This window comes from Nostoc sp. NZL (genome assembly GCF_015714705.1).
Taxonomy (GTDB): Bacteria; Cyanobacteriota; Cyanobacteriia; order Cyanobacteriales; family Nostocaceae; genus Nostoc; species Nostoc foliaceum_A.
In genome coordinates this window covers 41,548-52,921 of record NZ_WBKL01000181.1, presented here as the reverse complement: position 1 = coordinate 52,921, position 11,374 = coordinate 41,548, and the positions used below count along the sequence as shown (strand labels likewise).

Sequence of the window (11,374 nt, the reverse complement as noted above, 5' to 3'; positions counted from 1 at the left end):
GATGAGGGGGATGGGGAGGATGGGGGAGGTGGAGAGACGGCTACGGTGGCGGATGTGGGTTGTGGTTGTGGTGGTTTGGGGTATTGAGTTGGGGGAAAGTTAGCTGGGGGCGAGTTGATAGCTTGGAGTACTTGACGGGCTGATTGATAGCGATCGCTTGGTCTTGCAGATAGCATTTTATCTAATACATCTGCCAAAGTTTGACTCAGGCTAACTTCCCGTCGCCACTGCCAACTAAGAGTGTAGGTATCAATTAATTCTTGAGGTTGTTTCCCTGTCAGTAAAACCAACATTGTTGCTGCTAAAGCATACAAGTCGCTGTGGGGAGATACTAACCCAGTTTGCATCTGTTCTGGGGGCGCAAATCCTATCTTACCCAATAGGGTTGGTGATGGGGATGATGCAACTACGCCGGGTTGGTAATATTGGGAAGCAACTACTGCTACTACTTGTTTGACACCGCCAAAATCAATTAATACTGGCAGTTTGTCAACAGTGCGAAGCATTAAATTATCTGGAGAAATATCTCGATGAATTACTCCTAGTGAGTGGATGTATTCCAACACTGGCAAAATTTGCTGCAATAATTGGCGTACTTCTGCCTCTGTAAAGCGCAAACCTTGCTTTATTCGAGCATCTAACAACGAGTTGTAAGTTTCCCCTTCTACATAATCTTGTACCAAAAACAGATATTCTTTGCCCCCTAAGTTGATGCGAAGCAGTTCCCGGAAGCGGGGAATTTGGGGATGTTGCAGTTTATAAAGAACACTTGCTTCTCTCTCAAACAGTTCTTCAGCTTTTTGAACAACGTAAGCGGTTTGAACTTGGGGGGAAAATTCCTTTAAAACACAAAGTTCGCGGAAACGGTTGACATCTTCAGCTAAATAAGTGCGTCCAAAGCCACCCTGGCCAATTTGACGTACAATCACATAGCGATCGCCTAAAGTTAGTCCCGGTTGGATACCATAACTCATGGGTGTATCCAACAATTTTTCACCGCACTGGAGACAAAAGCGACTACCTGGGGAATTTTCATGTCCTTTAGAACAATATATTTTAGTCATTAGTTATTAGTCATTAATTATTAGTTATTCTTCCCCAGTGCCCAGTCCCGTTACTTGCCAGATTGTACTTTACTGACTTGATCAGCTGCGATCGCATACCAAATTTGACCAAAAGTCTGTTGGTTCAGTTTCCCACGCTGCTGATCAGGAAACAACCGATCAAATTTTTCATTTGTGTCTTTGGTCAGTTGATCAATTGTATAGTTCCCAAACTGCCCTGATCGCGCTTGTCGTCTCCATGTATCGTAATCTTTTTGACTATAGTTCCCCAATTTGCGACGAGCTGCTGTACTGAGGTTAGCCTGTTCTAGTTTATCCAACAAATCATCAGCGATACCAGACCATTCATCTCGTAAACCAGCGTCTTCAGGTTTAGATGTGAGGCTACGTCCCTTTAATTCCGGTTTTTTTGTATAAAATAAATTATCTACAAAGGGTATAAAAAATCCTTCAGTAATTTCTAGCTCTTGACGACGACTGATAATTTCCTGGAGGTTGCTATTTTTTCCTTTGTCGCTGACTGGTTTACCGATCGGATTTGGAAACTGGGGAATTTGCGGTAATGAAACTGAAGGTATAGTAATTGAAGTTACGCTTCGAATCACCGCATTTACCACCGCCCAAGCACCTGCGCCGGTTAAGACAACTAAAGCTGTCCCCCCTAAACTCATCACAAAAGGACGAATCCAAATAGGTAAAGATATTGGTTTAGCAATCGCTTGCGTTTTGTTCTGGAATCTACTCATAACAGCGCTGGCGCGTTGTCTTCCTGGAGCAACGACCATCGTTTTTATCTTGGTGGTAATATAACTACCTGCGGATTTACTAGCAGTTGACGATGGTAAATCTTTGAGGATTTGCTCGGCTCGTTGGTAGCGATCGCTCGGTTTATAAGCCAGCATCTTTTTTAACACCGCTTCCAGTTGCGGACTCACTCGGATTTCCTTTCCCCAACCCCAAATTCCCTGATAGCTGTCGTATAATTTTTGCGGTTCTTGTCCTGTGAGTAACACCAGTGATGTCACCGCTAAAGAATATAAATCACTACTAAAAAATGCTTTACCCTGCCGTAGTTGTTCCTCTGGTGCGTAGCCTTTTTTACCTAACAAAGTGTTATTTTCAGCCAGCTTAGTCCGCCAAAAACCTTGAGAAGCCGGCAATTGCTTGACACCACCAAAATCAATCAGCACTGGCAGATTATCAGAACGTCGCCAAATTAAATTGTCGGGAGAAATATCACGGTGAACTACATCTCGTGAGTGGATGTAGGATAACACAGGTAAAATTTGTTGCAGTAAAGTGATTATTTCCTCTTCACTGAAGGTTTTTCCTTGATTTTCACGCTGTTCTAATAATTGGTAGTAATTGTCACCATCCACATAATCTTGCACTAGAAAGAAAAAATCTTTAGTGCCTATTTTCACTTGTAGCGAGGCGTGAAAACGCGGAATTTGCGGATGCTGGAGTTTTTTCAGAACATTGGCTTCTCGCTCAAATAACTCTTTAGCTTTTTGTAAATCTTGATGTTCTTGAACTTGGGGTGCAAATTCCTTCAGCACACAGGTTCGATGGGATTGACTTATATCCCCAGCCAAATAGGTGCGTCCAAAGCCGCCCTGCCCTAGATGACGGATAATTTGATAGCGATTATCCACAACCTGTCCCACACCAAGAGGTAATGGCTCACCACAATGGGTACAAAAGCGGTTACTACCATTATTTGTGTGTTGTTTACTGCAATAGAGCTGCATGGTGCTGAAGGATAAATTAAGGTTTTATTGAGTAACTACAACGCGCATACCCTCATTTTCGGATATCCTACGAATTACGTTAGCGCAGCGGTAGCGAGTCCGCGTACTCTTACAGAGAAGCAAGCTACGCTTCTAGCGTCTCGTAGAGAGCGTCATTACGAATTACGAATTACAAATTATTTTAACGGTGTTGGTTCTACTTCAGGATAATAACAAGCGTCATGAACCGCAAATCAAGACAGCAGCAAGTAATTAAAGCATTTGAAGATTTTTTGTCTACCCCCCTAGAAACGCTACTGCAACGGCATCTCAACACTCAAACTTCGTCAGCGTTGACTTTATTTCACGATGTGGCAGCTAATGTACCAGCTTACAAGGCTTTTTTAGCAGAAAGGGAAATTAATCCCACGACTATTCAAACCTTGGAGGAGTTTCAAAAACTCCCAGCGATCGCTAAACAAAATTATATACTGCGTTATCCTTTAGCTGACTTGTGCCGCAACGGACAATTAGAAGCGTGCGACATGATAGCTGCTTCTTCAGGTTCCAGTGGTAAACCGACATTTTGGCCTCGTTTTTTCACAGATGAACTCCAAATCGCCACACGCTTTGAGCAGATTTTTCACGATAGTTTCTATGCAGATACCAGACGTACCCTAGCAGTGATTTGTTTCACTTTGGGCACTTGGGTAGGTGGGATGTTTACTACTAATTGCTGTCGTTATCTTGCTAGCAAAGGTTATCCCATCACTGTAATTACTCCTGGTAACAACAAAGAAGAAATCTTGCGAGTTGTCCAAGAATTAGGTTCAGCATTTGAACAAGTGGTGTTATTGGGATACCCGCCATTTTTAAAAGATGTCATTGATACTGGTATCGCCCGTGGTGTGGAGTGGCAGCAATATCAGATTAAATTAGTGATGGCGGGAGAAGTATTTAGTGAAGAATGGCGGAGTTTAGTTGGTGAAAGAGTTGGTTCACAAAATCCTTGCTATGATTTTGCATCACTTTACGGCACTGCGGATGCGGGAGTTTTAGGTAATGAAACACCGTTAAGTATCTGCATTCGCCGTTTTTTGGCAGAAAATCCCGATGCCGCTAGAGCTTTATTTGGGGAATCGCGTTTACCCACGCTAGTACAATACGATCCTTGCAATCGCTTTTTTGAAGTTCAAGATGGCGGATTGCTGTTTTCGGGAGATAACGGCATTCCTTTAGTGCGTTATGACATCTTGGATACTGGCGGAATAATTAGTTATGATGCCATGCTGCAATTTTTAGCTGAATGGGGATTTAACCCGCTCGAAAATCTCCGTTCTGACACTCAACAATCACCTAGAGGTATTCATCAGCTACCTTTTGTTTATGTATTCGGCCGTTCTAACTTTACAGTTTCCTACTTTGGCGCAAATATCTATCCCGAAAATGTGACGGTGGGATTAGAACAACCAGGAATTCAAGAATGGGTGACGGGTAAATTTGTGTTGCAGGTGAAGGAAGATGCAGATAAGAATCGATTTTTATATGTGGTTGTGGAGTTAGGAGCAGGGGTAGAGGGTAGTGAAGATCGAAGAGAAGCGATCGCATCTTCTATTCTTTCACAACTGCTCCGCCTAAATAGCGAGTTTGCTAATTATGTTCCCGCAGAATATCAAACACCACAGGTTACATTAGCCCCAATGGGTGATTTTGAATATTTTCCTATTGGGGTGAAACATCGTTATACCCGTCAATAGAGTTTGGTTTCGCAATTAACAGCATAACAGCGCCATTGCCCGATTAGCGCTCAAACTGGATGGAAGTAGAAGGCAGCACCCAGTACAGCATAGGTTGCTAGCAGCAACATCCCCTCTAACCAGTTAGAGCGGCCATCCAAACTAATTAAGTTGGCAATGACCACTGCAATGATTACTGCAACAACCTCAAACAAGTTAAAGTTTAAATCCATTGGTTGTCCAATTACCTGCCCAACTAGCACAAGGAGCGGCGCAACCAACAAAGCAACTAGTAGACTTGATCCCATTGCTACAGATACTGACAAATCCATATTGTTCTTAATCGCTACTCGGACAGCAGTTACATATTCGGCTGCACCTCCAACTAGTGGTAATAAAATTACTCCGGTAAACAAAGGTGTCAATCCTAGTCCTTTTGTTGCCTCTTCAACCGCACCGACAAAAATCTCAGACACGAACGCTATACCAATCGTTGCTACAAGCAAAACACCAACCCAAAGGCTCAAGTTTGGCTTTGAATGTTTATCTTGCTCTGTGGCAGCCTCGTCTTCAGAAACACCTTCTAGTTCTACAACCCCAACATCGTAGAGGTAGCTGTGAGTCTTCAAGGAGAATAACAGCGTAAAACCATAAACTACAATTAAAATAACTGCTACAAAAATCGACAGTTTAGTAATAGCGCTTTGCTCGACGACATTAGATGTAGTGATTACCATTGCAGGCAGGACAATTGCAGTTACTGCTAGTGTCATTGTCGAGCCATTGACTCGCGCTGCCATTGGCTGAAAAGTCTGCTCTTTATAGCGTAACCCTCCCAGAAACATAGATAGCCCCATTACCAGCAGTAGATTACTGATAATAGTCCCAGTAATGCTGGCTTTAACAATATCTACCAAGCCTCCTTTGAGAGCTACTAGAGCAATAATTAGCTCAGTTGCATTACCGAAGACTGCATTTAACAAGCCGCCTATAGAAGGCCCTAAAACTACAGCAATTTCTTCTGTCGCCTGACTCAGCCAAACTGCTAAAGGAATAATTGCAACTGCTGAAAGTCCAAATACTATTAATGCATTCCATTCTAACTTTTCTGCCACAATAGCAATAGGAACGAAAACTAGCAAACCTATTGAAATTAGGTTTTTAGTTTGTATATTTTTGAGTGCGGTTGGCATGAGTATATAACTCTAATAATGATAACAATCGTTTAGTTCATTGAAATAATTGCACAATAGAAGCAATTTTCCTTGTCTGTAACACTTTCTAAAGGACTTACAGTAGATAAATTTCCTTTGCCTAAAGAATCTTATCTGCTGCGAGAAACTTTGCTAACTGGCTAAAGATGGATGAGGCTGGTAAATAAATTAATCCCTTTGACTGCTGTAATTGTTACTTATTACATTACAATTAAAGGCTGTTTGAAAAGTCCTATTCTCGGTAACAAAAAGTTTTAGATCCCCCTAAATCCCCCTTAAAAAGGGGGACTTTAATTCCAGTTCCCCCCTTTTTAAGGGGGGTTAGGGGGGATCAATAAGTATCTAAAATCACAGCTAACTACTTTTCAAACATCCTCTTAGGAGAGGGTTAGGGATTTCCAAGAAATAAATTATCCAAATAAACTAACCGCAGAGACGCAGAGAACGCAGGAAGAGGAGAAATAGAGAAGATTTTTGCGTCAGTTTTGGGATATTTTTTATTTGGAAGTCTTTTAATTAACTCATCGCGGCGATCGCAAAAACGATGCCTGCGGCGGGCTACGCCTATGCATTCCCATTCTGTTTACAATGTCTGTTTTATTAGGTGCGATCGCCTCTGCCACGGTTTCCCCTAAGATAACCAAAGCACCTGGAAGATTTGATGCATAATAAAAACTAATCCTTGAAATTATGAAGTAGGCAATGAATACTACCGATAATTCTCCGATGGATGATGGGTCATCAGCAGATTTGATCTCTGTCGCAGAGTTACAGCAACAGCTTAATGACTTACTCCAGCAACTATCTCCAGAGCGATTACAGGTGCTGACTGATTTTGCTGCTTATTTGGCAAATGCTGAAAGCGAAGCTGCAACCCAAGAACTTTTGGCAATTCCTGGATTGTTAAAGCGAGTTAAGCAAAATCAAGCAACGCCTAAAGCCGAATACACCGCATGGAGAACTCTTCGCTCTGATGTATGAAGTTATTCTTCATCCCGATGTCCAAGAAGTTTATGTCAATGCTGACAAAGCTTTTGCTAAGAAAATTGCCTGATGTTTGCAGCAGCTAGAACAAACTCCTCGATCGCACCCATTAAAGCCCTGAAGGGAGATTATGCAGGTTACTATCGCTACCGAATCGGGGATTACAGGGTCATTTATTCTATAGACGATGAAGTTGTGCAGGTACTTGTTGTGGCGATCGCTCATCGCAGTGAGGTATATAAACCGTAAAGGCGATCGCTTAATCAATTCATCGCAGCGATCGCACAAATGATCGCATTCCCATTCTGTTCACAATATCTGTTTTATTAGGTGCGACGCATTCCCTGGATTGGGGAAATATCGGACGCGATAGATTTACGAGACGCTTACGAGATGCGATGAATCGCGTCTTTACAAGGGATTGCTGCTTCTACATTTCCCTTATGTTTTGGCTGGAGGAAGTATTTTTCTTTCCTACTCTCCATCTTTCACTTTCTCTTGTTGATGCCAAGCTTGATAAAAAGCTGGGTAGGGCATACTTTGGGCGCACTTCCAGATAACTTTGTAGCAATGAAAAAATCGCTCAAGGTCATTTTTGTAAGTTTCAGGTGAGAAGTAATCCTTCAACCCGGTGACAACACTCGGCATCTGTTCCTCTAACATAATTTGCTCTAAGCTAAATGCCGCTAATCTTTGAGTAAAATCATCCAGTTGTGATTTGCTGATTAACTTCACCAAAGCATCAATCACTTTTTGGTTGCCAGAGTCAATTTTCCCTAAGCTTTCTGTCACTTGCCTTCGGGTAGAATAATCCAGTTGTGGTTTGCCGATTAACTCCACCAAAGTATCAATCGCTTTTTGGTTGCCAGGGTCAATTTGCCATAAGCTAGATGCCGCAATTCTTCGGGTATCATCATCAAGTTGTGGTTTGCAGATTAACTTTATCAAAGCGTCAATCACTTTTTGGTTGCCAGAGCCAATATTCCCTAAGCTACATACCGTGTCCCTTCGGGTAGAATCATCCAGTTGTGGTTTGCTGATTAACTCCACCAAAGCATCAATCGCTTTTTGGTTGCCAGAGCCAATTTTCCCTAAGCTACACACCGCTAGTCTTCGGGTAGAATAATCCAGTTTTGGTTTGTCGATTAACTCCACCAAAGCATCAATCGCTTTTTGGTTCCCAGAGCCAATTTGCCCTAAGCTACATACTGCGTCCCTTCGGGTAGAATAATCCAGCTGTGGTTTGTCGATTAACTCCACCAAAGCATCAATCGCTTTTTGGTTCCCAGAGCCAATTTTCCCTAAGCTACATACTGCGTCCCTTCGGGTAAAATAATTCAGTTGTGGTTTGCTGATTAACTCTACCAAAGCATCAATCGCTTCTTGGTTGTCACAGTCAATTTCTCCTAAGCTAGATGCCGCTAGCCATTGGGTATAATCATCCAGTTGTGGTTTGCCGATTAACTCCACCAAAGCGGCGATCGCTTTTTGGTTCCCAGAGCCAATTTTCCCTAAGCTATATGCCGATAGCCATAGGGTAGAGTTATCCAGTTGTGGTTTGCCGATTAACTCTACCAAAGCATCAATCGCTTCTTGGTTGTCAGAGCCAATTTTCTCTAAGCTAGATGCCGCTTGCCTTCGGGTATCATCATCCAGTTGTGGTTTGCCAATTAACTCTACCAAAACATTAATCGCTTTTTGGTTGCCTGGGTCAATTTTTCCTAAGCTTTCTGCCGCTTGCCTTCGGGTATCATCATCCAGTTGTAGTTTGCCAATTAACTCCATTAAGGCAGCGATCGCTTTTTGGTTGCCTGAGCCAATCTTCCCTAAGTTATATGCTGCTAGTGATCGGGTATCATCATCCAGTTGTGGATTGCCCATTAACTCTACTAAAGCATCAATCGCTTTTTGGTTGCCTGAGCCAATTTTCTCTAAGCTTTCTGCCGCTTGCCATAGGGTATCTTCATCCATTTGTGGATTGCCGATTAACTCCATCAAAGCATCAATCACTTTTTGGTTGCCTGGGTCAATTTTTCCTAAGCTTTCTGCCGCTTGCCTTCGGGTAGAATCATCCAGTTGTGATTTGCCGATTAACTCCACCAAAGTATCAATTGCTTTTATGCGATTTGTCTGAGGCAGTGCTGTCTGTGCTTCCTCTAGGATTGGGTAGAGAAATTTTACCCAATCGTTTTGTTCAACTTTAAACTCGCCAAAGCCCCATTTAACAATTTCCGCTACAATCGCATCTGCGTTGCCAGAATTTTTCCACTCATCAACCCCCGCAGCAGCCAGAAAATAAGCACGAAACTCGTAAAATCCCCTTCTGACTCTATCAATAGCTCTGCATTCTCCGCACCCATCATCAAATTCCACCAACGCCTGAATAAACTCTTCCTTCTTCTCCCTCTCCACATCCTCACGTCCCAACCACAGCAAAATCACCTCTTTCCACTGTGGTGCAAAAATGTGATAAACGCCTAACGCGGGGTTGCCGGGAACATGATTCAGAAACTCGTCCCAATCATCAACTGCTAACGCTGCAAAATATTCCTCAAATGTGGTGTGGTAAAAAGCGTAAACTTCCTCTTCGTCAGATTCGGCAGCCAGTCCAACTTGATTTAGCCATCCCAACTTTAGCGCCAACCAAAATAGAGAACCCTCCTCTTCTGGATCGCCCAATTGATTACTTACAAACTCATGGCGCAACCGAAAGCGAAAAGTTTCTGTGTCAATTGCGCGCTTTGCCAAACGTCCCAGTGCTGCGTTTAGTTTTTGTCGCTGCTCTTGAGTCGTGCGAAAGCGATTTTTTCTCCAACTGTAGAACTGCTTAACAAACTTTTGATAAAGTCCGGCTTTAGTTTCCGGTAAACCTTTGTCGGAACCTTGCCAAGTGCTACACAACAGCGCTAACCGCAAAGGATTTTTAACTAAATCTTGGATGCGCTGACGTTCAGCTTTATCTAATTCCTGCCATAATCTTTTCCCTTTGTCTGCATCCTTGTTGTGAAACCAACGCCGAATAAACTCTTGCACTTGTCGCGGATATTCAAAATTGAGTAACCGATATGTCTCAAAATTTTCTAAAGCGCCCGCGTTTGCTTCCCAAACATTCACGCGACAAGTCAGCACAACCCGCGCATTTTTCACCCATCCCGTCAACTGCTGGGAAATCTCAGTTAATGGTTGGAGTGAAGACATTTCATCTGCTGCATCCAACAACAACCACACAGAATTATTCTTGAATAAATCTGCAAAAGCGTTTTCCTGTTCTTCTTTTACACGCACCACTTCTAAAGCATTCTTCAGCCAATCTTGCAGCAGATAATTTTCTACACTCTTTCCTTGCAAGTCTGCCAAAGAAATCCAAATTGGTAAACCCAGATTATTGTCTAATATCCAAAAAGCTATAGTTTGCAACTGAGTAGTTTTTCCTGCACCCGGTTCCCCAATTAAAGCGATGCGGTGTCCTTGAGTTTTACCAACACCATCACCGATAATTTGCTCTAAAAAAGCCTCATGTTCAAATTGCTGCTTCTCTTCATAACTCGGTTCATAAAGCCGCGAACCTTGTTCTGCGGAAATCTCCTCGCTGCACTTCTTCGGTTTGTTACGCTCTACCAATGCTAAAGGGACATGAATTGCCTCTAGCTCAAATTTCATCTCATCATCAGCAAACAGCAACTCATTTGTGGTGAGACGCTTGTGCTTTTCCAGCATAGCGCCGCAGATTTCTTGCCAATCAACACCCTGAGATTTTTCCTTCGCAGTCTTGGGAACTTTAGCAGAGTTGTTTTTTTGAGCTTCTCGGCATTTATCCCATTCCCCACCTTGCTTAAACAACCAATTGAGGTTTTCTTTTTTATCAATGCTGGGAAACTTGAGCGCGAAAAGCCAAACTTTTGAGTTTGTTCTAGTTTTGGCGTTGGTTTGTCCACGTTTATCCTCAATAATTTTCAGCCTTATCAGACAGTTGAGCGCATTCCTAATTTCTTCAGGCTCTAAGCTGTTGTTATAACTCTTCGTCAGTTCTGCCAGTCCTTCTAGTGTAGAATGCGTTACCCATAACTCAGTACCAGCTTGCCAATCGGCTTTACAGTCTTTTGATTCTTCCGAATTTTCCACAAATGACAGTAAAGCACGCAGCAATATTTCTGCTTGTTTTCTACCAGCATCGTAGCTAAGATTCCGCCCCTTCTGCTCCATGTAAGTACCGTCATCGAAAAGAAAAGAAATTTTCCAAAAAGTTCTGTGCTTTCCCAAGGCAGACAATCTTTCCCAAGCACCCTATGTAGATTCTAAACGGCTTTTAATCAATGCTTGGGAAATTTACTTGTCAATTAATCCCAACCTTAACCTCGATTTTATTCAGGTGAGGTAAATAAATGAAAACTCAACGCAAGCAAACCCAAAACACACGTCAAAAGCTTTATCGCCAAATCATTACAGTGTTGCTAATTATCCAAACAATGTTGATTGGAATAAATGCCGAAAACCGCCTTGATCAGGGAGACTCAACAATCGAGATTTTACTATGGATCGTTAAGGAGTCGATCTCACTTGTGAAACAAGCCAGCAGTTTGCAAGAAAAACAGAAAAAGAGCTTGTTACCCCAACATCGCCGTTCTGAGGATAAATAATATCACAAG

9 protein-coding genes are annotated in these 11,374 nt (G+C 42.5%); 4 read left to right on the top strand and 5 right to left on the bottom strand.

From position 1 onward, the window contains the following. Together F8R90_RS27280 and F8R90_RS27275 are read right to left on the bottom strand one after the other, a co-directional pair. Positions 1-1,064 (bottom strand): serine/threonine-protein kinase (locus tag F8R90_RS27280; protein ID WP_196513283.1); only part of this gene is annotated, 1,064 nt, incomplete at its 3' end. 50 nt (positions 1,065-1,114) lie between these two features. After that, positions 1,115-2,815, bottom strand: coding sequence for a serine/threonine-protein kinase (locus F8R90_RS27275; protein WP_196513282.1), 1,701 nt, complete (start codon positions 2,813-2,815; stop codon positions 1,115-1,117). A 221-nt stretch (positions 2,816-3,036) separates the two neighbouring features. On the opposite strand from F8R90_RS27275, the gene F8R90_RS27270 reads away from it, so the two are divergent. Then, positions 3,037-4,551: a phenylacetate--CoA ligase family protein gene (locus tag F8R90_RS27270; protein WP_196513281.1), complete on the top strand. Its 1,515-nt coding sequence runs from the start codon at positions 3,037-3,039 to the stop codon at positions 4,549-4,551. Between the two features lie 50 nt (positions 4,552-4,601). Here F8R90_RS27270 and cax read toward each other — a convergent pair whose 3' ends face one another. Together cax and F8R90_RS33565 are read right to left on the bottom strand one after the other, a co-directional pair. Further along, positions 4,602-5,723 (bottom strand): calcium/proton exchanger, encoded by a 1,122-nt coding sequence (gene cax / locus F8R90_RS27265; protein ID WP_196513280.1) that lies wholly within the window; start codon positions 5,721-5,723, stop codon positions 4,602-4,604. A 542-nt stretch (positions 5,724-6,265) separates the two neighbouring features. Next, a complete protein-coding gene (locus tag F8R90_RS33565) occupies positions 6,266-6,388 on the bottom strand; it encodes a hypothetical protein (RefSeq protein ID WP_269141805.1) in 123 nt (40 codons plus the stop codon). Between the two features lie 58 nt (positions 6,389-6,446). Between F8R90_RS33565 and F8R90_RS27260 the strand changes: the two genes are divergently transcribed. Continuing rightward, on the top strand, positions 6,447-6,725 hold the full coding sequence (locus F8R90_RS27260; RefSeq protein ID WP_196513279.1) for a hypothetical protein: 279 nt from the start codon (positions 6,447-6,449) through the stop codon (positions 6,723-6,725). A 72-nt stretch (positions 6,726-6,797) separates the two neighbouring features. Further along, on the top strand, positions 6,798-6,977 hold the full coding sequence (locus F8R90_RS27255) for a type II toxin-antitoxin system RelE family toxin (RefSeq protein ID WP_230966935.1): 180 nt from the start codon (positions 6,798-6,800) through the stop codon (positions 6,975-6,977). A gap of 225 nt (positions 6,978-7,202) precedes the next feature. Here F8R90_RS27255 and F8R90_RS27250 read toward each other — a convergent pair whose 3' ends face one another. Then, on the bottom strand, positions 7,203-10,931 hold the full coding sequence (locus tag F8R90_RS27250; RefSeq protein WP_230966934.1) for a HEAT repeat domain-containing protein: 3,729 nt from the start codon (positions 10,929-10,931) through the stop codon (positions 7,203-7,205). A gap of 179 nt (positions 10,932-11,110) precedes the next feature. Here F8R90_RS27250 and F8R90_RS27245 point away from each other — a divergent pair, with 179 nt between their 5' ends. After that, entirely contained in the window at positions 11,111-11,365 is a 255-nt protein-coding gene (locus F8R90_RS27245) for a hypothetical protein (protein ID WP_196513278.1), read from the top strand. Positions 11,366-11,374: the final 9 nt, after the last annotated feature.